Source organism: Chryseobacterium endophyticum (assembly GCF_056333165.1).
The window spans coordinates 83,656-109,520 of the sequence record NZ_JBWGXE010000007.1; the positions used below are offsets into that span (position 1 = coordinate 83,656).

The 25,865-nt window shown below is 39.8% G+C and carries 13 protein-coding genes; 5 read left to right on the forward strand and 8 right to left on the reverse strand.

Features of this window, described 5'->3' with window-relative positions; genetic code table 11:
- Positions 1-278: 278 nt before the first annotated feature.
- From AC0N32_RS15525 to AC0N32_RS15535, 3 genes are read left to right on the forward strand one after another with little or no spacing between them, the layout of a single operon-like run.
- Complete coding sequence (locus AC0N32_RS15525; protein WP_476394768.1) at positions 279-5,312, forward strand: translocation/assembly module TamB domain-containing protein; 5,034 nt, start codon at positions 279-281, stop codon at positions 5,310-5,312.
- On the forward strand, positions 5,313-7,637 hold the full coding sequence (gene tamL / locus AC0N32_RS15530) for a translocation and assembly module lipoprotein TamL (protein ID WP_476394769.1): 2,325 nt from the start codon (positions 5,313-5,315) through the stop codon (positions 7,635-7,637). It begins immediately after the preceding gene.
- Positions 7,638-7,647: 10 nt separating this feature from the next.
- Positions 7,648-8,580: a YihY/virulence factor BrkB family protein gene (locus tag AC0N32_RS15535; RefSeq protein WP_476394770.1), complete on the forward strand. Its 933-nt coding sequence runs from the start codon at positions 7,648-7,650 to the stop codon at positions 8,578-8,580.
- Between the two features lie 245 nt (positions 8,581-8,825).
- Here AC0N32_RS15535 and argS read toward each other — a convergent pair whose 3' ends face one another.
- The 5 genes from argS to AC0N32_RS15560 all read right to left on the reverse strand — a co-directional run bounded on the left by argS (position 8,826) and on the right by AC0N32_RS15560 (position 19,899).
- A complete protein-coding gene (gene argS / locus AC0N32_RS15540; protein ID WP_476394771.1) occupies positions 8,826-10,586 on the reverse strand; it encodes an arginine--tRNA ligase in 1,761 nt (586 codons plus the stop codon).
- A 120-nt stretch (positions 10,587-10,706) separates the two neighbouring features.
- Positions 10,707-12,077: a SusD/RagB family nutrient-binding outer membrane lipoprotein gene (locus tag AC0N32_RS15545; RefSeq protein WP_476394772.1), complete on the reverse strand. Its 1,371-nt coding sequence runs from the start codon at positions 12,075-12,077 to the stop codon at positions 10,707-10,709.
- Positions 12,078-12,079: 2 nt separating this feature from the next.
- Complete coding sequence (locus tag AC0N32_RS15550) at positions 12,080-14,995, reverse strand: SusC/RagA family TonB-linked outer membrane protein (RefSeq protein WP_476394773.1); 2,916 nt, start codon at positions 14,993-14,995, stop codon at positions 12,080-12,082.
- Positions 14,996-15,407: 412 nt separating this feature from the next.
- Positions 15,408-16,838, reverse strand: coding sequence for a SusD/RagB family nutrient-binding outer membrane lipoprotein (locus tag AC0N32_RS15555; RefSeq protein WP_476394774.1), 1,431 nt, complete (start codon positions 16,836-16,838; stop codon positions 15,408-15,410).
- Positions 16,839-16,854: 16 nt separating this feature from the next.
- Positions 16,855-19,899 carry a SusC/RagA family TonB-linked outer membrane protein gene (locus AC0N32_RS15560; RefSeq protein ID WP_476394775.1) on the reverse strand — a complete coding sequence of 1,015 codons (3,045 nt, stop codon included), beginning with the start codon at positions 19,897-19,899 and terminating at the stop codon, positions 16,855-16,857.
- Between the two features lie 517 nt (positions 19,900-20,416).
- Here AC0N32_RS15560 and AC0N32_RS15565 point away from each other — a divergent pair.
- Positions 20,417-21,016 carry a ribonuclease HII gene (locus AC0N32_RS15565; protein WP_476394776.1) on the forward strand — a complete coding sequence of 200 codons (600 nt, stop codon included), beginning with the start codon at positions 20,417-20,419 and terminating at the stop codon, positions 21,014-21,016.
- 60 nt (positions 21,017-21,076) lie between these two features.
- Here AC0N32_RS15565 and yidC read toward each other — a convergent pair whose 3' ends face one another.
- Together yidC and AC0N32_RS15575 are read right to left on the reverse strand one after the other, a co-directional pair.
- Positions 21,077-22,876 carry a membrane protein insertase YidC gene (gene yidC, locus AC0N32_RS15570; RefSeq protein ID WP_476394777.1) on the reverse strand — a complete coding sequence of 600 codons (1,800 nt, stop codon included), beginning with the start codon at positions 22,874-22,876 and terminating at the stop codon, positions 21,077-21,079.
- 175 nt (positions 22,877-23,051) lie between these two features.
- Positions 23,052-24,665 (reverse strand): CTP synthase, encoded by a 1,614-nt coding sequence (locus AC0N32_RS15575; RefSeq protein WP_476394778.1) that lies wholly within the window; start codon positions 24,663-24,665, stop codon positions 23,052-23,054.
- 194 nt (positions 24,666-24,859) lie between these two features.
- Here AC0N32_RS15575 and AC0N32_RS15580 point away from each other — a divergent pair, with 194 nt between their 5' ends.
- Positions 24,860-25,096, forward strand: coding sequence for a hypothetical protein (locus AC0N32_RS15580; RefSeq protein ID WP_476394779.1), 237 nt, complete (start codon positions 24,860-24,862; stop codon positions 25,094-25,096).
- A 130-nt stretch (positions 25,097-25,226) separates the two neighbouring features.
- Here the strand turns inward: AC0N32_RS15580 and AC0N32_RS15585 are convergent, their stop codons facing one another.
- Entirely contained in the window at positions 25,227-25,796 is a 570-nt protein-coding gene (locus AC0N32_RS15585; RefSeq protein WP_476394780.1) for a YceI family protein, read from the reverse strand.
- Between the last annotated feature and the right edge of the window lie 69 nt (positions 25,797-25,865).

Here is a 25,865-nt window from a genome sequence, read left to right on the forward strand (position 1 = left end):
TCTTTAAACCATGCCAAGCCCCCTTTTTACAAACTAAACCAACACTTATAAATTCATTTTTGCTAAAACCTTTTCAATTAAAGAAAATGAGAAAAAGGGGGCTTTTTTAAAAACAAATCCAGGCTTTGACTGTCAGCATCAACTATTCACTTGACAATCAACTAAACTAAATTCCATTAGAATGGCAGTCAAGGCAGGATTTTTGCATACGCAAAGCGTACCACAACAGATAAGCAGTACAATTAGTATTGCTATATTTGTTTTAAACCCAATCACTCTTGAAACTGAAAATCAACAAAAGAAAACTCTTACGGCGTTTTATTATTACCATTATATCCATTCTGGTATTTTTTACGCTGCTTATTCTTAGCTTAAGGCTTCCTATAGTTCAGAACTTCGTCAAAGACAAACTGGTTGTTTACCTTGAGAAAAAAATCAAAACAAAAGTAAGCCTGGAAAGGGTTTACATCGGTTTTCCAAACAGTCTTGTTATGGAAAATCTTTATTTAAAGGGGCAGAATATAGACACTCTTCTGGCCGTAAAAAAACTTGATGTGGGGCTGAACATGATGAAGCTGCTCAACTCTACGGCAGACATTACTTCTGTAGACCTCGAAGGCGCAAGGGCCAACGTGGTAAGGAAACCCGACGGCACTTTCAACTTCGATTATATCCTTGATGCTTTTGCCACGACCGACAAAGAAGAAAGCCCTTCAAAACCTTTCATTATTTCATTGGACAAAATTAATCTTAAAGATATCGGTGTTACCTTCAACGACCAGCAATCCAGAAATGATATAAAACTTTACTTTAAATCTTTTAACACCAGAGTAAAAACCTTTGACCTTCAGAATAATAAGTATGCTGTAAACGAAATTAACCTGGACGGCCTGAAGCTAAAGCTGAAGCAGGATCTGGTAGAAGAAGTTTCCAAAAAAGTAGAAAAGAAGGTTGATTCCCTCAACAACAAAAAGCCGATGCAGATCGGTCTGAAAGGAATAAAGCTTACCAACTTCGATATCGATTACGGAGACGACAATACCAGAACTTTCGCAAAAGTTTTGTTTAAAGAGCTCAGCACAAAGGTTAATAAACTTGATCTGGAAAACAATGCATACGACGTTGACAATGTATTCCTTTCAGGGGCCAATATTAACGCCAATCTTTATCTTCCTTCACAGAATGCCAATCCGAAAAAGGAAGAACCTGAAGTTTCCAAAACCTCAGAACCGCAGAAAGCAATGGCCCTTTTGCTGGGAAAACTCGTTCTTAATGATGTAAAAGTCGCCTATAACAATACCGCAATCGCTCCCACCAGGCAGGGAATGGATTTCAATCACCTGAACTTTTCAAAACTGAATGTTGAGGTGAGGGATTTTAAAATGCAGAACAATACTTTTGCCGGTTCGGTAAATTCCGCAGAAATACAGGAAGCCAGAGGCCTGGATATCCGCGAATTCAATACCGATTTCGTGTATAATGAAAAAGAAGCTTACCTGAAAGACCTTTACCTGGAGACCCCAAAAACCATTCTGCGCGATGAAGTGGTTTTAAATTACAACTCCATTGAACAGTTGAGCTCAAACCTGGGAGCCGTGAAGATTTCAGCCAATATTAAAAACTCAAAGATCGGTTTTGCCGACATTTTGAATCTGGCCCCGAATCTTCGCAATACCGCACCTTTCAATAAATACCCAAATGCCGTTTTAAATGTTAACGCCAACGTAAAAGGCAATGTCAATGATCTTTTCATCGACAATCTTAAAGTATCAGGCCTTGATCAGCTGAGGGTTGCAGCATCGGGAAGAATAAAAAACGCAACCAATCCGGACAATCTGTACTATGATCTGAGGATTGCAGAGCTCTCTTCATCAGCAAAAACAATCTATAACCTGGTTCCGAAAAACACCATTCCTTCCAATATTTCCCTTCCTTCCAACATAAGCATTAAAGGTATGGCCAAAGGAACGACCAAAGTGGTGGATGCCAACCTCAACCTCTACTCCACTTCCGGAAATGCTGCCGTGGTGGCAAAAGTTGACATGCGCAGAAAAAACCGCGAGTTGTATGATGTAAAAGCCAATTTGCAGGGATTACAGATCGGAAGAATCATAAAAAACAAAGACATCGGCGCCGTTTCAGCCCAGATTTATGCGAAAGGAGAAAGCTTTGATTTTAAAAACGCCAATGCTGATCTCAGAGGTCATGTTGCTTCAGCCGTTTACAAAGGATACCGCTACCAGAACATGAATCTCACAGGGAAAATAAGACGCGGAGCCTACAATATCATATTGAATTCCAAAGATCCTAACGCCAATATGCAGCTGACGGCATCAGGAGTTTATAATGAAAAGAATCCCACGGTAAAGATCAACGGAAATGTTTTGAAGCTTGACCTCAATAAACTCGGATTCTATAAAGACCCGATGATCCTTGCCGGAAAAATTGATGGTGACTTTACCAATCTTGATCCCGATCATTTGAACGGCTATTTAAATTTAAAAGATTTCGCGTTTTCAGATACGAAAGAAATTTATCCTGTTCAGGAGATCAACCTGAAGGCATCATCCACCGCTGATTCCACCAACATCGTTTTCAACTCGCAGATCGCCGATGTGGAATTAAAAGGGAAATACAGGCTTACCCAGATATTCGGTGCTTTGACGCAGACGATCAACCAGTATTACCAGTTCCAGAAACCGGCTAAAACTGAGAAAATTGATGCCGGACAGTTTTTTACCTTTAATGCAAAAATCAAAAATGATGATCTCATCAGAAAATTCGTTCCGGAGCTGAAGAGCTTTGAAACGATTACTTTAGTCGGGAATTACGATGCCGATACTCAGAAAATAGAAATTGACGGACAGATTCCGCAGCTTCTCTACGGTGATAATACGATCGAAAATGCAGCTTTAAAGGTCACCAATGAAAATCAGGCCTTACAGTATAACTTGAATGTTGCCGCATTGAAAAGCTCAAGTTTTGCCTTAAACAAAGTAAACATCGGTGGAGATATTGCCAACAACATCATCAATTACAACATCACCACAAAAGATGCTAAAGACGAAACGCAATTCCTGATCGCAGGAAATGCAAAATCGCTGAACGACATCACCGAAATCTCACTGAATCCAAATGGTTTAAAACTGAATTATACCGACTGGACCGTTTCTGAAGGGAATAAAATACAGATCAGCAGCAAAGGAATCCTGGCAGACAATTTCAGATTATCCAATTCGAGAAGCGAAATCTTCCTGCAGTCTGAAAGCCAGTCGGCCAACGCACCGCTGAATGTTTCCCTGAAAGATTTTAAAATAGAAACGATTACCGAGCTGATTAAAAAAGACACTCTACTGGCCCGGGGAACCATCAACGGAAAAGCCCAGCTGCGTGATCTGACTAAAAATATGACGTTCACTTCTGATCTGAATATCTCTGATCTGATCGTCTATGAAAATCCTGTGGGGAATCTTGCCATCAAAGTAAATAACAACTCACCGAAGATTCTCAATGCCGATATTGCCCTTTCCGGAAACAATAATGACGTAAAGATTCTCGGTGATTACAACACCGCTTCGAGCACATTTGATCTGAACATGGCGATCAACCAACTTCAGATGAAGTCCGTACAGGGGTTCTCTATGAATGCCGTGACGAATACCGAAGGCTACCTTTCAGGAAACCTGAAGATCACCGGAACGACTACCCAACCGAACATTTTAGGTAAAGTGAAATTCAATGATGTCGGGCTTGAGATTGCCAAGACCGGAAGTGACTTCCGAAAGCTGAATGATGAAATTGATTTTACCAGCCGCGGCATTGAATTCAACAACTTTAAAATTAACGATAAAGACGGAAATTCCCTGAACATCGACGGGCAGGTTCTTACCGAAACATACAGGGATTTCGCCTTCAATCTCGATGTCAATGCCAAAGACTTCAAGGTGGTAAATTCAGAAAAGTCCAATGATGCGATCATGTATGGTATCCTTTCTATTGATGCCGGATTGCATATCAAAGGAAACCTGGATCTTCCAAAGGTGGACGGCCGTTTGGCTGTTTCCGACGACACCGACTTTACCTTCGTTCTTCCCCAGTCTTCCCCTACGTTACAGGAAAGAGAAGGCATCGTGGAATTTATCGATCAGGATCAGGTCGCTTTAAATAAAACCGTTAAAGCCGATTCTTTAAATTCCCAGACCAGGATCAAAGGGATGGATGTAAACGTCAACATTGAGCTAAGCAAGGAAGCTAAATTATCGTTATTAATTGATAAAGCCAACGGCGACTTTGTGAAACTCCAGGGTGAAGCGGAACTCACCGGAGGTATTGATCCTTCAGGGAAAACGACCCTTGTCGGCGTTTATGAAGTAGAATCCGGAAGCTATGAAATGTCGGTAAGCTTGCTGAAAAGAAAATTTGATATTCAGAAAGGCAGCACGATTACCTGGACGGGTGAACCGACCACTGCCATGCTTGATATCACCGCAATCTACAAAACGGAAGCCGCCCCAATCGATCTCGTGGAACAGCAGATCAGCGGGGAAAGTGCAGGCACCCTCAATCAGTTCAAGCAGAGAATCCCTTTCAACACCTTATTGAAGATGAAAGGCGAGCTGCTGAAACCGGTGATCACTTTCGATATCACGACCGATGAGAAAAACAATGCCGTCTCTTCCAACGTTACCGATATTGTAGACCAGAAGCTGTCGCAGCTGAGAACGCAGGAGTCTGAGATGAACAAACAGGTTTTTGCCTTATTGTTGCTCAACAGGTTTATCGGTGAAAATCCTTTTGAATCCGGAGCCGGGCTTTCAGGGGAAATGATGGCGAGACAGAGTGTGAGTAAAATTCTCTCTCAACAATTAAACAATCTTGCTTCCGACCTCATCAAAGGCGTTGATCTGAATTTTGATCTTGAATCTTCCGAAGACTATTCTACCGGAGCCAAGAACACCAGAACCGACCTGAATGTCGACATCAGCAAGAAACTTCTCAACGACAGGCTGAAGGTTTCTGTTGGAAGTAATTTCGGACTGGAAGGCGAAGCGCGCCAGAATGAAAATATGACCAATATCGCCGGAGATGTCACCGTAGACTACAGCCTTTCAAAAGACGGAAGATACATGCTGAGGGCCTACCGTAAAAACGAATACCAGGTCGCCCTGCAGGGACAGATCGTAGAAACAGGATTAGGATTTATCATCACCCTTGATTACGACAAATTCCGGGATATTTTCCAGAGGTCCAAAAACAAAAAGCAAAAAGAAGAAAGAAAAAGCAAACAGAACCAAGCCGTAGAATTTAAATAAATGAAAAGAAACTATAAAATATCCTTTAAACATGCATTCACTTTCGGGATTGCTTTCGCAGCAGTCTCGTGTAATACGAGGTATCTGAAGGAGGGCCAGATGCTGTACACCGGAGCAGAGATCAATATCGAAAATGATACGATTTCCAAAAGTGAGAAGAAAGACCTGAAGTCGGGTCTGGAAGCTAATCTTACTCCGAAACCGAACTCCAGCTTTCTGGGTTTAAGACCGAAACTGTTCTTCTACAATATCGCCAAAGAACCGAAAAAGGAAAAGGGATTCAACTACTGGCTAAAATATAAATTGGGTGAAAAACCCGTACTGCTTGGGGACGTAGACCGTGAATTCAATAAAGATATCATTGAAAATTATTCAGAAAACAAAGGCTATTTCAATGCAAGGGCAACGTATGACACGGTTGCCAAAAATAAAAAGGCGAAGGTCATCTACACCGTAAGACCCGGAGCCAGATACCTGATCAGCGACGTGAAATTCCAGCAGGATTCTACCTTGGTGAACAGGGAAATACAAAACCTGACGGATAAGACTTTCCTGAAAAAAGGACAGCCTTTTGATCTTGATGTGATAAAATCTGAAAGAGAAAGGATTGACAACGGATTAAAGGAGCGTGGGTTTTATTATTTCCACCCGGATAACATCATCGTACAGGCAGACAGCACGGTAAGCAAGAACCACAAGGTAGAGATGAACGTAAAGCTGAAGGACAATACCCCTGAGCTTTCTACCCAGCAGTTCAGCATCGACAAGGTAATCGTGTTCCCGAATTACAACATCCAGGATGTGAAAAACGGGAAGTACAGTGTTCCGATGGATACCGACTCCCTCGGTAAATATGCCTATAATGACATTTACGTTATCGATCCTCAACATAAATTCAAACCCAGAATCTTCGACAGGGCTTTATATTTTAAAAAAGGAGATTTGTATAACAGAACCAATCACAACCTTACTTTAAACAGACTGATCAGTCTTGGAGTCTTCAAATTTGTGAAGAATGAGTTCATTGTTTCAGATTCTTTGCAGCATAAGTTTGATGCGTATTACTTACTGACCCCGAGAGAACTTCAGTCGCTGCGGCTGGAAGCTTTGGGAAGAACCAACTCTGCCAACTATGCAGGAAGCGAACTGAATCTCAACTGGACGCACAGAAACTTCTTTCGGGGAGCAGAACAGTTTAAAGCTTCCGTATACGGTGCTTTTGACGTACAGATCGGCGGTCCGGAAAATGCGAAAAACATCTTCAGGGCAGGAACCAATGTACAGCTTTCCATCCCGAGGATCGTTGCACCGTTCAGGTTTAATTCTTCCAGTGCTTTTGTGCCGAGAACGAATATCACATTAGGCTACGAATTCCAGAACCGTACGGAATATTACACCCTGAATACGTTCAGCGGATCATTCGGCTATGTGTGGAAAGAAAACGCAAGGAAGGAACACGACCTGAAGATCCTTGATGTCACCTACGTTTCACCGGCTAATATCACGCCTCTGTACGATTCGATTTCGCGAAAAAGCGATGCGATGAGAAGAGTCGTAGAACGGCAGCTGATCTTTGGGCCTACCTATTCTTATACGTACACGAACACCATGCTCTCCAAGCCCAGCACCATTTATTATAAGGGAACACTGGATCTGGCGGGCAATATTACAGGGCTCGTGACGGGAGCGGATGTGAAGAAAGACAAGCAAAAGACCATCTTCGGCGTACCGTTCAGCCAATACGCGAAGATCGAAAACGATTTCAGGTTTTACCATAAATTCACGGAAAAAACCTCTTTGGCCACCAGAGCCATTGCCGGCCTCGCCTATCCTTACGGAAATTCTGAGCACATTCCTTTTTCGAGGCAGTTCTTTTCCGGGGGAAGTAACAGTGTAAGGGCTTTCAGGGCAAGAACACTGGGACCGGGAAGCTTTGATCCGAGAACCATTGAATCCGGGTATTATTTTGATCAGTCGGGAGACATCAAGCTCGAGCTGAATGCAGAATACCGGGCCAATTTATATAAATTTTTAAATGTTGCGGTCTTTGCCGACGCAGGAAACGTATGGCTCGTGAATGATGATCCGGACAGGCCCGGAGCGAAGTTTTCAAAAGAATTTTTAAGCGAAATCGCCGTGGGCGCCGGGGTTGGTCTGAGACTTGATTTCTCTATCCTAATTCTGAGACTTGATCTCGCCATGCCGCTGAGGGTTCCTTATTATGAAAGAGGCGACCGTTGGACTTTCGATAAAATCAATTTCGGAGACGGAGCCTGGAGAAGAGACAATCTCATCCTGAACATCGCGATCGGGTATCCTTTCTAAATTTTTATACATGGTAAAAAAAATACAATTCTTCTGGGAAGCTTTAAAAGAAACTTATACGAAGTGGAACGATTCTACCGCTTCCAACGACTCTGCAAGTCTGGCGTATTATGCCATATTCTCCATTCCGGGTTTGCTGATCATTATCATCTGGATTGCCGGGTATTTTTTCGGTGAAGAAGCGATCCGCGGGCAGATCAGCAGCCAGATCAGCGGTCTTATGGGCCAGGATGCCGCCCAAAGCGTGCAGGATATGATCGCAGGGGCTTTAATCGATAAGGAAAATATCTTTATGAAAGCAGTCGGTGTCGGTTCCCTTGTTTTCGGTTCGACCACCTTATTCTTCCAGCTTCAGCGCTCTCTGAACAGCCTCTGGGATGTACAGCCCGCTCCGAAGAAAGCTTTCGTAAAATTCCTTCTCGACAGAGCCAACTCCCTGGGAATGATCCTGATCATCGGTTTTTTACTCATGATTACCATGGTGCTTTCGTCTTTGATCAGCTTACTGAATAACTGGATCACGAATTATTTCGGACTGGAAACCTATATGGTGGTAGAGCTCGTAAATTACCTCATCGGGTTTTCTGTAACGATGCTTTTATTTGCTTTGATGTTTAAAGTGCTGCCGGATGTTGAGATCAGCTGGAGACCGGTATGGCGGGGGGCATTTCTTACCACGGTCTTATTTACTTTAGGGAAATTCCTTTTAAGCCTTTACTTCGGAACAGCCAAACCGACCTCGGCTTTCGGGGCAGCGGGTACCGTAATCCTGATCATGATGTGGATCAATTATTCCTGCATGTTGATTTTCTTCGGGGCAGAATTTACCAAAATATACGCCTACAAAAGAGGCTTTAAGATCATCCCTTCCAAACATGCGAAATGGAGTGACGCCAAATTGTATGAAGAGAGCCAGAGAGCGAAAGACACAGCTGAAAGCTAAATAAGGCTTCGAATTAATAATAACTTTTCCCTGCGTAAACAGGAAGATTTTGACATTCATTAAAGAAGATAATCAAGAGTTGCTGAAGAGATGCTGAAGAGTGAGGCAACTTGTGCTTAGGAGTTGTGCAACTCCTAAGCAGGAGTTAGATAAAAGCTGCGCAGGTTTCGGGTGAAACCTGCGCAGCTTTTTTTATACTCATTTATAAGACTGAAAATGTTCAGTACGAATCCTGAAGATTTCGCTTACATTCTGTTTACGGTATTGATCCCCAGAAGATTCAGGGACTTTTTGATGGTTTTGGCCGTAAGATCGGACAGATTTAATCTGATCTGTTTCAGATTTACATCTTCCTGGTTCATGATCGGGTTGCTCTGATAGAAAGAGTTATAGGTTTTCACAAGGTCATAGACATAATTGGCGATCAATGCAGGGCTTAATACCTCGGCTGCTCTCTGAACCACGCCTTTATAATTGGCCAGCTGCGTGATCAATGATTTTTCGTATTGATTCAGCTGAACATCACTGATCGGCTTATATTCAAAATTCGCCTTAGCCAGAAGAGACTGGATACGGGCGTACGTATACTGAATGAAAGGCCCTGTATTCCCGTTGAAATCAATACTTTCTTCAGGATTGAACAGCATCTTTTTCTTCGGATCCACCTTCAGCATGAAGTATTTCAGTGCGCCCATCCCGACGCTTTCGTAGTTTTCGGCTTTTTCTTCTTCGGTGAAACCTTCCAGCTTGCCAAGATCTTCTGCAGCCGCCTTTGCGATATCGTACATTTCCTGCATCAGATCATCCGCATCGACTACTGTCCCTTCACGGGATTTCATCTTGCCGTTCGGAAGTTCAACCATTCCGTAAGACAGGTGGTACAACTGATCTGCCCAGGCATACCCAAGCTTTCCTAATATTTTGAACAATACCTGAAAATGATAATCCTGCTCGTTTCCAACGGTATAAATCAGCTTCCGGATATCATTTTGCTTAAAACGCTCTACCGCCGTCCCCAGATCCTGGGTCATGTATACCGAGGTACCGTCTGAACGGAGCAATAATTTCTGATCCAGCCCTTCATCCGTAAGATCACACCATACGGAACCGTCTTCTTTCCGGTACAGGACTCCTTTGTCCAACCCTTCCTGAATAAGGTCTTTTCCTAAAATATAGGTATTGCTTTCGTATTGTACCTGGTCGAAGTTTACCCCAAGTCTCCGGTAGGTTTCAGCAAAGCCTTTGTACACCCAAGAGTTCATTTCGTTCCATAAGGCGCGTACTTTTTCGTCCCCTTTTTCCCAGTCGAGAAGCATTTTTTGCGCTTCCTTCATGAGAGGCGCATCCTTTTTCGCCTGTTCTTCGGAAAGCCCCTGTGTTACCAGATCAGCGATTTCCTTTTTATACTCCTGATCGAATTTCACATAATAATTCCCTACAAACTTGTCGCCTTTAATGCCGGTTGTTTCAGGAGTCTCCCCGTTGCCTAACTTTTCCCAGGCCAGCATCGATTTGCAGATGTGGATCCCTCTGTCGTTGATGATCTGTGTTTTGATCACGTCATACCCTGCTTCTTCCAGAATTCCTGATACGGAAAAGCCGAGGAGGTTATTTCTGATGTGTCCCAGGTGAAGGGGCTTGTTGGTATTCGGTGAAGAATACTCCACCATGACCTTCGCATCCTTCTTTTCAATCGTATCAAAGTCTTCCGCCAGAGCATTGAAGTTATCGGTAAAGAGATGATTTTTAACTTTAACATTCAGGAAACCTTTTACGACGTTAAAGCTTTCGAAAAGTTCTGTCTGCTGCGTCAGGGCATCCCCCAGCTCGACCCCTATGGCTTCGGGATTTTTCTTCAGCTGTTTCACCAAAGGAAATGTAACGATGGTAAAATCTCCTTCGAACTCTGTTTTATTTTCCTGAACTTCCAGAGCGATGCCTTTCAGCTGATAGACATTAAGGATCACTTCCAGAAGTTTTTCTTCTATGATATTTTTAATATTCATTATCTGTTATTTTACAATAGCCCACCGGCCCTATTCTGAACCGCAAATATACGGAAATAAAAAAACCGCCCGAAGGCGGATCGATATGAATATTAAAACTAGAAGATTAAAACCAGAAGATTAATTGGCCCACCACACCGGGGTGTACATGGATGACACTACAGTGGCGTTTTGATTCAAGATCCTTTCTGACTTTGGAGTCATTAATCTCAGTGGAATCTTTTTCGTCTGACTGTTTTGGTTGGGAGTTAAAGTTGGGAATCCTGTTCGTCTCCAGTCGTTGTATGGCTCCATCGTCGTAAATAGCGCAATATACTTTTGAGTGATAATATTCTCTAAAGTTACCGTTGAGGATACTGATGTGGCGTACGTGTCATTTGCAGTTCCCGTAACCTCCTTGATGGAAGAAGCGACGGCATCTTTCAATGCAGCCTGGGCTGACGGAAGATTTCCTAACCTGAAGTAGGCTTCAGACTGGATAAATTTGATTTCGCTATACCCAAAAATAATATTTGGGGTTGAAGGTGAGCCTGCAAAATAACTTCCGAAAGGTGAAGCATCCGAATCTGCATCTTCAGGCGCAGATCCTGAATACCCTGATGGGTTATGGCTATCCGGTGACGCAAAAAAAGGAAGTCTCGGATCAGCATTGTTTTTCAGCAGGTCAATGAAATATTTTCCCATCGACATATATCCTGATCTTGCATTGTTGAATCCGTACCATAAGTTCTGGTTGTTACCGCCATCAAATGTCGCTACCAGATTATCACTGTCAGAAGCCAGTGCGAGCTGTGAGTAATCTAAGGCTTTCTGTGCAGCAGTATTATCTTTTCTTGATAATCTCAGGGCATATCTCGCTTTTAAGGCATACGCTAACTTCTTCCATTTTGATATATCACCCCCATAAAACAAATCATCTGTTTCGGGTAAACCTTTATTGGCACTTTGAGGTTTTTCAAAATCAGCAACGGCTTTATCCAGGTAAGACTGAATCTGTGAAATCACCTGCTGTTGCGTATCATACCTTGGACTCAGATTGAAATTCCCCTGAAAAGCCTGGGAGAAAGGGACATCTCCCCAGACATCTGTTGCATAACCCATATTCATGGCCATTAATACTCTTGCAATCCCATCATAATATGGGTTTTCAGCACCAAACTGGTTGATGATCTGGTTAAGATTCACACCAGCCTGATAGATATTGGCCCAGTCGGTTTCAACATCGGTTTCGGTAAGGAAATAATTGGTATAGTCCAAAGACTGAAGCTGATTTCCATTGGTATGCTGTGTAAATAAACTTAAGGTTCTGGGAAGATTTCCGGTTGAATTGCTGATCGTTCCTATCTCAGCACCGGTCAATAATGTTCTGGGACTTGAAAGATGCGTAGGGCTATTGGGGTTATCATTAAAAGTATCCAGTTCATGCTGGCAGGAGATCAGGCAAGACATGATCATCAGTGATGTGCCTGCCGTATATATAAGTTTTTTCATAATTAAAATCCGAATTTGAATGTTAGAAAATAGCTTCGTGTATTAGGATTATTAAAATAATCAAACCCTAATGTGTTAGATTCTGATCCGGCGAATGAATTTTCGGGATCAATCCCTTTATAATTGGTTATCAGGAATAAATTTCTGGCACTGAAGATCACTTCTGCACTTCTGATAAACGTTAAGCCTGCCGATTGGGAAAGGACTTTACCTATATTATAACTAAGGCTTACATCTCTTAATCTTACCCAGTTAATATCTTTCTCCACGGCTGTTTCATTTGCGCTGAACGATCCGTCCCCGAGATAGCTTACGTAATATGTTTTATTTGATATGGCAATATTGTTTGGCTGGCCATTTTCCAATACTCCAGGAATGATATATGTACCTTGCCTGTTATCTGCAGAAGCCTGAGTTATTCCCAACCTGTTCAGTCTGGCTAAAGTGCCGTTCCAGATATCTCCGCCTTTTCTGACATCTAGTAAGAAACTCAGAGATATATTTTTATATCTGAAGTTGTTTCTGAAACCGCCGGTCCAATCAGGATTTGGATTTCCAATCAACTGTGATCCTTCAGCCAATATCGGGAGACCGTTTGATCCTATAATTAAATTACCGGCATTATCTCTTTGGTATGCTGTACCATAAAATACGCCTAACGGTTGACCGAGGGTTGTAGAAGGTGTTAAATTTCCACTGAAATAATCACTTCCTTGCGGGGCGTTATTATCAACCCCATTTAAGTCAACAACTTTATTTCTGTTGAGTGTCCAGTTAGCTGTAAAATTCCAGTCAAAGTTTTCATTTTTAAGAATGTCATAACCTAAACTTACTTCCAAGCCTTTATTCTCTACAGTAGGACCATTCGTATAAGAAATCTGATAGCCGTTAGATGGGGCAACAGGACGTCTGATGATGAGATCATAATTGGTCGATTTGTAAGCACTGGCGTTAACATGTAATCTTTTAAACATTTCCAATTCCAACCCTAGTTCGAACTCTTTGTTGTGTTCCGGCTTCAAATTTTCATTATATAAAATTGTTGAGATCCCATAGGCTCCGACCCCATTGTAAGGGGATGTTAACTGTGGGCCAAAGGAATCCGTAAACACCGGTGTGATGTATGGCGTGATAATATTGTATGACGACGGTGCAGAAAAAGTACTTGCGTAAGAAGCTCTCAATTTTCCAAGGCTGATCCAGTCCGGTAATTGAAGTGTTTTATTGAAAAGCCACGATCCGGACATCGATGGATAAAAGTATGACCTGTTTTGTACCGGCAATGCGGAGTTCCAATCATTTCTTCCGGTAACGGTTAAATAAAACTGATCATAAAATCCAAACTCAAAAGATCCGAATACTCCTCTTTTTATTTGTCTGTAATCCACATTCTGAGCTTTAGGTGTAGAAAAATTACTTAAATTGTATTGATTAGGTTCAAGCATAGATGAACCGACACTATACTGATCATTGTAAAAGGTAGAGTTGATCTGTGCTCCAACGCTGTAATTTAAATTAATATGCTCTGTGAAGTCCACGATCCCATTAAAGATAAGATCAATATTGTATAGGCTTTTGTTGAAAGAGTCTACAATAACCTGTCCGGATCTGTCGGCGGTGGAATTCCCGTTACTTGAATAAGAATAATTCTGTTGGGCGTGAGTAGTATAGGTATCTACACCAGCCCTCACCAAAGCGTTGAACCACTTGCTGTAATTGTAATTGATGTGTCCGTTGAAGATCACACGATTGGTTTCATCAGTATACGGATTATTGTATACGGTATAGAATGGGTTATCGTATGCTCCCCAGTAATTTTTGTTAAAGCCCTGCTCTGTCTGAAAGTTTCTAAGATCATAAGACGCCGGTGTACGTAATAGCGAAAGCATGATTCCGGCAGTATTACTTCCTTTTTGTGCCCGTAAACCTGTCGTATTGCTATAAAGAAGGTCGGCACCCACTTTTAATCTGTCTGTAAATTTATATTCGCTACTTGTATTAAAAGATGTTTTTTTAAGGCTGGTATTAGGCACAATCCCTACCTGATCTAAATGACCGAAAGAAACCCTGAAATTTCCATTTTCTCCTGCGCCTGAAAATGAAACATTATAATTACTGGTAGTCCCGGTTTGAAAAAAGTTTTTCACATTATCATATGCTTGCAGCCCGGGAACACTTGAAATAGCCGGCCCCCAGCTTTGAATGGTTCCGCCTGATACAGGAAATCCATCTGTTCCGTACTGCGTCGGAGCAATGTAGGTAACACCATTAGTACCTGCTGCATAAGTTTTTTGAATGGCGATCATATTGCTCAGCTTATCAAAACCCAGAGATGTTGAGAAATCTATACCGATTCCTTTTCTCTTTTTGCCTTTTTTTGACACATAAATAATGACACCATTTCTGGCATCCTGACCGTATAAAGCAGCTGCAGCAGCTCCTTTAAGAACGGTAACACTTTCGATATCATCCGGGTTGATATCTACCGCCCTGTTTGAATCATCAACGCCGCCGATATTTGTTCCTGATCCGGCATTGTTGTTATAAGAATTGTCGATAATCTGCCCATCCAATACAATGAGCGGCTGACTTGAGAGCAGTATGGATTTTTGTCCCCTGATCACAATTCTACTTGATGCTCCTGGTGTTCCAGAGGCGCCGGTGACCTGTACTCCGGCCACTTTCCCGGCCAATCCCTGAATGACGTTCGATTCGCCGGACTTTTGTAAATCTCCTCCTGCAACCTGTGAAACGGAGTAACCGATGGCTTTTTTCTCTCTTTTAATTCCAAGCGCAGTAACGACTACGCCTTCAATTTCGCCTGTTCTTAGGGTATCACTCTTTTTTTGCTGAGCCTCTGCTAAGGCCACAGAAGAGGATAGAACCAATGAAAGCACACTGATTGTTAATTTCTTCATATACAACTAATTTTTGCAAAACAAAGTTTAAAAAGTTTATTAAAAATTCAAAGAAAAACCTGAAAAAATTACAACATATTCAATTAAAAAGAATAATATTTAAATAAATAATAATAAAAATAGTTCATAGTTAATTATGATATAATATATTATTTTAATATTCCATTATGGTTATATAAAGACTAATGCTTTTAAAATGCTTTCCTCGTTTAGACATTAATCTATCAGAAGAAAATTAATTATTGATAACCAGTTTATTACGTACAAATCACATACAATCAAACAATATCAGGCATATCACAAACAAATGCTTTGCATAACATTTCATTTCATGAAAATAAAATTTTAACACTTGTCCATAAAAAAACCGCCCGAAGGCGGATAAATATGAATGTTAACTATGTGTATTTTATTAATTGATATCCCAGAATAATTTTGTTGTCGCTTTATCTCCTCCAATAGCATTGGCAGCAGCACTTACATTAGCATTGTTCGTTACATATTCCTGATCAGAATAAGGCATTCTGTATGGGATTCCTCCAATATATGATGAAGGCGGTGCACTCAATACCGGATAATCTAATCTTCTTGTAAAGTTCCAAGCTGCAAACGGATTGTTCCACATGGCCACCCAACCTTCATAACCGATTGACTGTTTCCAGTTTGTCGCATTATATGGGTTAGCAGCAATATAGGTCGCTGCATCCGTTGCCGATACTCCGTTTTCTAACATAGAAGCCGTAACTGCATTTGCATACAATGTAGCAGCAGTACCTCCCACACTGTAACCTCTTTGCGCAGCTTCTGCTCTAAGGAATAAAACTTCCGTATAGCTAAATAGATTAGCAGGAGCATTTGCAGCCAAGAAAGTTGAATTTACATGAGAATTGTTAGCAAAAGAATTCTGCGTTCCATACGTACCTCCTTTATATACACCTCCAACTTGAGTAAAATAAGCAGCCCTTCTAGGATCAGCTTTTGTATTCATAGGGTTTACCAGAACATTCGAAGGAATAAAATCATTTCTACCTGCTGCAACCAAATCGTCAAATAAAGGATTGGTAAAAGTGTTACCATCGAACTTTAAAGAATAAGAATCAGCAGCAGAAGTCAACACACCACCTGCTACAGCACTTTCGGCTACAGTCTTAGAAGTAGCAGGATCCACATCAGCAAGATTGATCGCTAATCTTAATTTTATGGAATTAGCCAATTTCAACCATTTCGTCATATCTCCTTTATATACCAAGTCTTCAGGGTAACCCGATTTAGTAGAATGAATTTTAGAAATAGCCACATTTAACCTGGAAATCAGATCCAGATAAATTGTTTTCGCATCATCGTATTTAGGCGACTTAATGGTTTCGGCCTGTAATGCTTCAGAATACGGAACATTTCCAAAGGTATCCACAATGTTTTCCCAAACGAAAACTGAAGCAATTTCTAAAGTCGCCCATTTGTTATCTACAACTTCAGGATCGGCATTAATTTCTGTCGGCAGGTCTTTTTTAGCCTGTTCGAGAGGTCCTAACGTATATACATACATTCTTCTGAAGTGATTTCTAGGCTGGTTTCTTGTCGTTAAATTGTAATTGGTTTCCTGCGTATAAGTCACCTCAGTCCATTGTTGTGTAAAAAAACGGTAGTTATTGAAATTTACACTTCCCGTGTACATATAATAAAACCCCTGATACATACTTGTTGCGAGCATATTTCCTGAAGGTACACTCGATGGATGCTTAGGATCTTCATTTAAAGAAGTGATATCGCTCTGGCATGAATTAAACATCAACAATGAAGCAACTACTCCTCCTGCGTATAATAATTTTTTGAAATTTTTCATTTTTTAGTTTTAAATTTTAGAATTTAAATGTAAAGTTCACCCCAAGTTCTCTGGTCGTAGGTAAGGATCCAACCGATGACCCGTACGAATACAGCCCTCCCATCTGTGAAGATTCCGGATCGGCGTAAGGAAGATTTTTATGTATTATCCAAAGGTTTCTTCCCACAATAGACACTTTAGCCTCATTCATGAACGTATTGGCTAATAAACTTTTAGGAAGAGAATAGGTAATACTTGCTTCTCTTAATTTTACAAATGAACCATCATAAACAAATCTTTTATCCGGCGCAATAGCATATCCGTCATTAGGATTATTACCATATTCATTGGGATTTATAACATCTGTATTAACCGGAGTCGTATTTGTCTGACCATTCGGATTGACACCTCCTAGAACCGGTATATTTGTTCTGTACCCATCAACTGCAGTCTCAGGATATAATCCACTTGCAAGACCATAGTACATATCAGAAGAAAATACATCTCCTCCATGGCGAACATCAATAAGGAAGCTCAGTGAAAAATCTTTGTATCTGAATGAGTTTCTTAAGCCTCCGGTCCATTTAGCCTGAACATTTCCTATTACTTTATTATTTTCCGTTTGGTATAATCCTGTATCGGGATCAACCACTTTTTGACCATTCAAATATACATAATCGCTTCCATATATGTCGCCCCATTGATTTCCTACAGAAGCAACAATAGAAGCACCTCCTACCAATCCTACGAGCTGGTATACCTGCAGCCCATCGGCCAATTCAACAACTTTACTTCTATTTCTGGCCCAGTTTGCATCTATATCCCAGCCAAAATCCTGTGATTTAATCGGGCTCACACCTAGATGTAATTCAATACCCTTATTATTGATTTGTCCTGCATTAATTGCAGCCCCAAGACTTCCTGAACCAGCAGAAATATCCGGAGTAATAAGCTGATCGAATGTTTTTGTATCGTAATAAGCGGCATCAAAAACTACACGATCTCTGAAAAAGTGAGCTTCTGTACCCACTTCAAATTCTCTGGAACGTTGTGGTTTTAAGTTCGGATTATTCAAGATCGTTTGGGGTCTGTAGATATTTACATTTCCATTTCCGGTATTAAAATATCCTGCAGTATAATAAGTATAATTTAATTGATACGGATTTGCCGTTCCACCTACTTCAGCAAAATTACCTCTAACTTTCCAGAAATTCAATACAGATTTTTGAGATTTTAAAAGCTCCGATAATATTACCGAACCCGACACAGATCCATAGGTATATTTATTATTGCTTGCTGGTAAGGTCGAACTTACATCTCTTCTTATTGTTCCGTCTAAGTAGAAAATTTTATTAAAATCGAAAGAAGCTGTTGCGTACAAACTGTTAGTTTGCGTCGTAGCATCATATTCCACAGGATTTAAAACCGGCGCTTTCGAATTGTCTAATGAGTAATATCCAGCTTTAATTAAGCCTCCTTCAGTTGAAGCTTCAATGGAACTTTCATGATTTCTTCTTACATTTCCTCCGACGATACCGCTTAAGTTTAACCAGGATGTTAAATCGTACTTATAATTAGCAAATAAATCGTAGTTGGTTTCACTTCTCTTTAAATCGTATCTATGGTATCCAGAGCCGACAGCTTTACCAGATACTCCAAAGTTTTGAGGATATGCACCAATAGCTAGTCTTCTTTCAAAAATTAAGTTTGTGTTATCGTAACTTAATTTACCAGTAATGTTTATGTGACTATCCACATCATAAGTCAACTGCGCATATGAAAATGTTCTTGTCCTGTCATCGGTAGAATAATTTTGATAACGCTGGAAATATGGGTTATTCCAGAATGCGGGCTTACCATTTGAGTTACTTACGCGATTCCACGTTATATTTCCGTAGTTGTTTGCGAGAGTAGGGTTGTCAATATTATTAAAATAAGCATTCTTTAATGCCTCCAGGTCAACATTTGTTTGCCACCATTGTCTGAAACCTGTAACAACATTATCATTATATCCGGTTTCTGTTCTACCTGTAGTTCCCTGAAGTGTTAACGTCGAGTAAACAGTAGCGTGTAATTTCGGATTTAAGTCATAATTAATTTTTGTCGACAAAGTATTTTTCCTTAGATCTGAATTTGGCAACAAACCACTTGAGAGATTGTTATCATACGTCAGGTTAAAGTTAAATCCTTTCCTCCCCTTAGAAAGTGAAATGGAATTAACAAACGACATTGGTGTTTCAAAAAACTTAATAGGACCATTTTTAGCAGCGACCCAAGGGGTGGCTTTATTGTAATTTGGTGAGCTGGGGTCATAAGAATCCCATTGGTAAACTGATAATGCAGGATTAAATTCCGGGCCCCATGAAGCATCTTCTCCAAAGTTAGCATAATCATTTCCGTCCGGTGCTGTTCCGTAATAAAAAGAAGGATCATAACCTCCTCCGTATTTTGTTTGATATTTCGGGAAAGTAGATTTATCAATAAATCCGGCTTGTACAGAAGAAGACAAAGTGACACCCCATGAATTATCGTCTTTTCCTCTTCCTGTTTTTGTAGTAATAACAATTACCCCGTTTAGGCCTCTTTCTCCGTATAATGCAGACGCCGCAGCACCCTTCAGTACGTTCACCGATTCAATATCTTCCTGATTAATGTCGGATAAAGCATTTCCTAAGTCAAATCCACCATTCTGTGTACCAAACGAAGTTGCTGAGTTGTTAACAGGGGATCCATCTATAACAATCAGAGGATTACTTCCACCTAAAGATTTAACACCACGAATGACAAGATTGGCCGAACCACCAAAGTTAGAAGTTGTTGTCACATTTAATCCTGCGACTTTACCAGAAAGCTGTGAAGCAATATTTCCGGTGTTTGTGGTTCCTTCGAATAATTTGTCTGCTTTTACTTCTTGTGAAGCATACCCTAAAGATTTTTTCTCTCTTTTGATTCCCAGTGCGGTTACTACCACACCTTCGATGTCTTGTGTCCTTACCGTATCACTTTTTTGCTGTTGCGCTTGTGCGATCGCCAAAGATGATGACAGTACGGATGCAAGTACACCCATAGTTAGTTTCTTCATATCAAATTAAATTTTGCTAAACAAAGTTTAAAAACTTTCTTAAAACAGCAAAAGAAATTTGCTAAAAATTAACAATAATTCAATAATAAACATATATCACACTAAAATATTTATTATATTTCGTTAATAAACTACTTTTTAACAAAAATAAGATATTTTCAAATATAAATAATTATATATAAAGCAAATTTCAACGATTGTTATTTTCTATATAAATTCATTATAAAAAAAATGTCTTTACATGGTGATAAACAATAGCTTATAAATGAAATTCCGGGCATCCTTCTTACAAAAAAGATTTTGCATACAATGCGTTGCATATAATTTATTTTTACTTAAATCTAAATTTTAACATTTAGAACAGGTAAAATCAATCAAAAAAAATGTTAAAATCACAACTTCCCTTTGAGCTTATATAAATATTTGTTAAGATTAAAAATCATCGAATTTTCACCCCTTATTGTCTCATAAAATATTTAATTTTACATGATTTTATATTTCACCAGACTATATATTTATGAATTTACTAAGGAAAGGCTCAGCATTTTATATCGAAGCAGGCTGCGATGAAGTGGGAAGAGGCTGTTTATGCGGACCAGTGGTAGCGGCGGCAGTTATTTTGGATCATACTTTTGATCAGAACCTTGTAAATGATTCAAAAAAACTCAATTTCAAAACAAGAATGGATCTTGACCAATACATTAAAGATCATGTAAAAGACTATGCCATTGCCGAACTTCCTGCCGGATTTATTGATGAGCATAATATCCTTAATGCCAGCATCCATGCAATGCACCTGGCTTTAGATAAACTCAAGATTCGCCCGGAGCTCATTTTAGTTGACGGAAACAGATTCAATCCTTACAATTACATTCCCCACGAATGTATCATAAAAGGAGATTCAAAAATACTATCTATTGCCGCCGCTTCAATTTTAGCAAAAAATTACAGGGACAGACTCATGATCCAGCTTCACGATGAACATCCCGAGTACGGATGGGATACCAATTTCGGCTACGCCACTAAAAAGCACCAGCAGGCACTGGTACAATTCGGCCCGACAAAATATCACAGAAGATCATTCCGTCTGGATTACAGTTTAGAAGAAGAATGCTAATTACAATACGATTTTACAAAATAAAAAAGAGAAGCTTTAAATTGCTTCTCTTTTTTATTTTTATCTTTTCTTGCTTTTCTGCTGTTCCTGATAGGCTTGCTGCTGCTGAGCTTTTTCCATCATTTCCCGCATTCTTTTCTGGAATTTCCCTTCTGTTTTAGGCTTTTCTTTATTTGCCTGAATCTGCGCATGGATTTTCTTTTCATCCAGAATCACATATTTAATGACCAGAATAATCAAAATATTAATCGCATTCGATACAAAATAATACCATGATAAACCGGAGGCAGATGTGTTAAGGAAAAATAAGAATGTCACCGGGAAAATATACATTAATACTTTCATATTTGGCATTCCTTCCTGTTGTGGCTGCTGCATGTTACCTGAAGTCATGATGGTATAAATCAAAATCACAATCGTACAGGCCAGCGCAAAAATGCTTAAATGATCTCCCAGGAAAGGTACTTTAAACGGCAATTTAATCAAATCATCATAAGCGGTAAGGTCTTTTGCAAACCAGAATCCTTTCCCTCTCAGATCTATGAAGTTCGGGAAGAACCGGAACAATGCATAAAATATCGGAATCTGAACCAGGGCCGGCAGACATCCCGCCATCTGATTCACACCGGCTTTCCGGTAGACCTCCATCGTAGCCTGCTGCTTTTTCATTGGGTCGGCGTCTTTCAGCTTGGCGTTTACCTCATCGATCTCAGGACGAATTACCCTCATCATAGCACTCAGTTTGTGCTGTTTGTACATGATCGGCGATAAGATCAATTTAACAATAATCGTCATCAGGAAAATCACCCAACCCGCTGTAAGGCCCCAATCTGCAATGATATTGTACATCGGGATAAAGAAACCTCTGTTCATCCATCCGATAAAAGACCATCCTAAAGGAAGAATTTCGTCAAAATTTTTATCGTAAGATTTTAATAAAGGTAAATCTAAAGGCATAAAATACCAGGTAAAATCCTGATTCAGTTCACTGCCGGTCATCTGTACAAAACCTTCATAATTCAGTTTTTTCAGATATTCCCCTTCTTCAATAGCTTCCTGATTTCCTTTGCTGTGAGTAAATCCTGTTTTAGATTCTATGACAGAAGCGAAAAACTGCTGCTTCACCCCAATCCAGTTAAGCGTCTCTTTTTCTTCTTCCATCGTGGTCCTTCCATCATAATCATAATCTTTATAATTATTGAAGGCATAAGAAAATTCTGAGTGAGACTGCTCCTGTGCTCTACCCTTTTCAAGATTTCTTACGTTGTAATCCCATATAAAATCTGCTTTGTTGTCTGAAGTGATTTTGGCTAATCCCTGCGTTCTTACTTTGAAATCAAGCGTATATTTCGGTAGCAAAGTATAAACAAACTGGATAACCGCTCCGTTGTAATTTGCCGTCATGGTAACCGCATTTCCATTGACTGCAGGAGAGAAAACAAGATCTTTTGTATTAATTACTTTTCCTGTTTTATCTTTAAACTGAAACCCGTAATTGGAATTATTTTTTGTGATCAGATAAAGCGGAAGATCTGCTTTATCCGATTTGTGATCGTATGCTTTGTATTCTGCAAGCTCTACTTTAGAAACCTGACCTCCCAGACTGTTAAATTCAACTTTCAGCTCTTTGTTGGAAAGACTGGCCGTCTGAATAGCATTGGGAGTTACATTAGGATTGATATTATTTGCCTGAGTTGGTTTTACGGCGTTTTTCACCTGCTCGGTCTTCTGTTGCTCAGCTTTTACCTGTTCCTCCTTAGATTGTTTGTTCTGAAAATAAAACATGAATCCGAAAAGTACCAAACATAAAACCGCAAAACTGATAATCTGACTTTTATCGAGTCCGTTGTTCTGTTGCATTTTATTTTTATTAAAAATTTTACCTATTTAAAATATATAATGTCTGTAATATATTTTGAGTCGACAAAAATACTGTTTTTTTATCAAAACTCTATACTATAATGCATTACTATATAATAAACTCAGACTGAGAAGAATCAGTCTGAGTTTAAATATGACGTTTGTAATTAAATAATTACTTTACTTCTTTTCCACAAGCTTTGATGAAAGCCCTGAATAAAGGATGCGGTGTCGCTACTGTACTTTTGTATTCCGGGTGATACTGCACCCCTACGTAGAAAGGATGATCCGGCATTTCAAGCGCCTCAACCAATCCGGTTTCAGGATTTGTACCTGTAGCGATGAAACCGTTTTTCTCGAATTCTCCGATATAATCACTGTTGAATTCGTACCGGTGACGGTGTCTTTCGGTGATGTTTTTAGTTCCGTAGATGTCATTCAGTTTTGAACCGTTTTTCAAAGTACACTTCCAGGCACCCAGACGCATGGTTCCTCCTTTATCCACTACATTTTTCTGTTCTTCCATGATTGAAATGACAGGATGTTCCGTAGAAGTATCGAATTCCATGGAGTTGGCTTTCGCATATCCTAATACATTTCTGGCAAATTCTACGGTCATGATCTGCATTCCCAGGCAGATTCCCAGCATTGGAACTTTATTTTCCCTTGCATATTGAGCGGTGAGCACTTTTCCTTCAATTCCTCTGTCACCAAATCCTGGTGCAACAAGAATTCCGTCTACTCCTTCCAGGGTGTCTTTAATATTTTCATCGGTAATATCTCCGCTGTATACCCATCTTATTTTCACTTCCGTTTCAAGATCGGCGCCAGCGTGTTTGAATGCTTCAGCAATTGAAATATACGAATCCTGAAGTGACACATATTTTCCTACTAAGGCAATTTCCACAGATTTTTTAGGATTCTGGAATTTCTTTAAGAAAGATTTCCATTCTTTAAGATCTGCATCTTTATCGCTTTTCAGGTCTAATTCTTTCAGAACAACATCGTCAAAATTCTGCTTCTGAAGATACATCGGCACTTCATAAATGGTTTCCAGATCTTTACATTCGATCACATTATCTAAAGGAACATTACAGAACTGGGCAAGCTTTGCTCTCTGATCCTTCGGAATTTTATGTTCGGTACGGCAAACCAATACATCGGCCATGATCCCGCTTTCCATCAGCTGGCGAACAGAGTGCTGGGAAGGCTTGGTTTTTAATTCTCCACTGGAAGCCAGATATGGCAACAATGTCAAGTGGATGACCATGGAATTATTTTCACCCAGTTCCCATTTCAGCTGGCGAACCGTTTCGATATAAGGAAGAGATTCAATGTCTCCTACAGTACCTCCGATTTCAGTGATAATGATATCGTAGTTCTGTTTAGATAAAATTTTGATTCTCCGTTTGATTTCGTTGGTAATATGAGGAATAACCTGAACCGTTTTTCCAAGAAAGTCTCCTTTTCTCTCCTTTTCAATTACCGTCTGGTAAATTTTCCCTGTTGTAACATTGTTGTTTTGGGATGTTGGCGCATCAAGATAACGCTCATAGTGACCTAAATCCAGATCCGTCTCCGCACCATCTTCGGTTACATAGCACTCTCCGTGTTCATAAGGATTCAGTGTTCCCGGGTCAATATTGATATAAGGATCAAGCTTTTGAATGGTTACGTTGAAGCCGCGTGATTTTAGAAGAAGGCCCAGAGAAGCAGAAACGATTCCCTTTCCCAAAGATGAAGTTACACCTCCTGTCACAAAGATGTACTTTGTATTCTTTTTACTCATTAGATTAGGTTTGTGCAAAGTTATGGGAAAAAGAAATACAAAGCAATTTTGTATTCAAATTTGATTACGTATTTTAGGTACTAAAATTTCAGTCATGCAGATTCTCAATAAATTGGTATATTTAAAAAAGATTGAACTCCTCCATAAAAATGGACTGTTACTAAAATTCGACAACCTGCCATTATGGTACTAATGTGTACTTTACAGATCGTCATCATGATTATTATGAAGGCGTGTATATTTATTTCAAAGAAAATATTTTAAATTATCACCTGTTGTTTCAGAATCAAATTGGCGAACAATTATATATTGAGATTTTCGGTAAATACCTAAATGTCTGGTATGCCAAATATTTTGATCACATAGAAGACAGGAATACGATCGACAACCTCGAAGAAATAGAAATTGAAGATTACAAATTGGAAAAATAGAAAAAACGGCGGCAGACTGGAAATGCGAATACGAAAGACTAGAAAAAGAATATCTGAGCCTGCTTTCTAAAAAATAAAAAGGTTTCCATCAACTGAAAACCTTTTCCTAAATCAAATTTATATATGAAAATTATTGCTTTACCATTTCAAAATACAAGTTTACATCGACGTCTTTAGCTACGCCTGCTCCGGTAGGATCATATTTGATGTTATAATCCAGACGATTTACTTTGAATGCTGCCTGGAAGCCCATTACTTCTTTCCCTTGCTGGTTTTTGGTAACACCACCAAACGTAACAGGAACACTGATCTCCTTCGTTACATCTTTTATCGTCAGCTTTCCTTTGAATATATAATTGTTATTTTTGTCTTTCACTACAGAACCTGTCTTAAAAGTCATTAAAGGAAACTTTTCAGCATCAAAAAAATCAGCACTTTTCAGATGCTTATCTCTCATTTCAACACCGGTATTGATAGAGTTTACATCAACATTGAAGCTCAATTCTGCATTATCAAGGTTATTCCCTTTGGCAACAGCTTTTCCGTCAAACTTATCAAACCTTCCCTGAACAAAGCTGATTCCCATGTGCTTGATGTTAAAATTCACGGATGAATGCATAGGATCTACTTTCCAAGCCGTCTGCGCAAAACTTACTACACTTAAAAGGGCAAATACAAAAGTTAAAAAGACTTTTTTCATTATAATTATTTTTTAAATTAAATTCTGATACAAAAGTAAACCTGTTCGGATAGACTGACGTTGATCTAT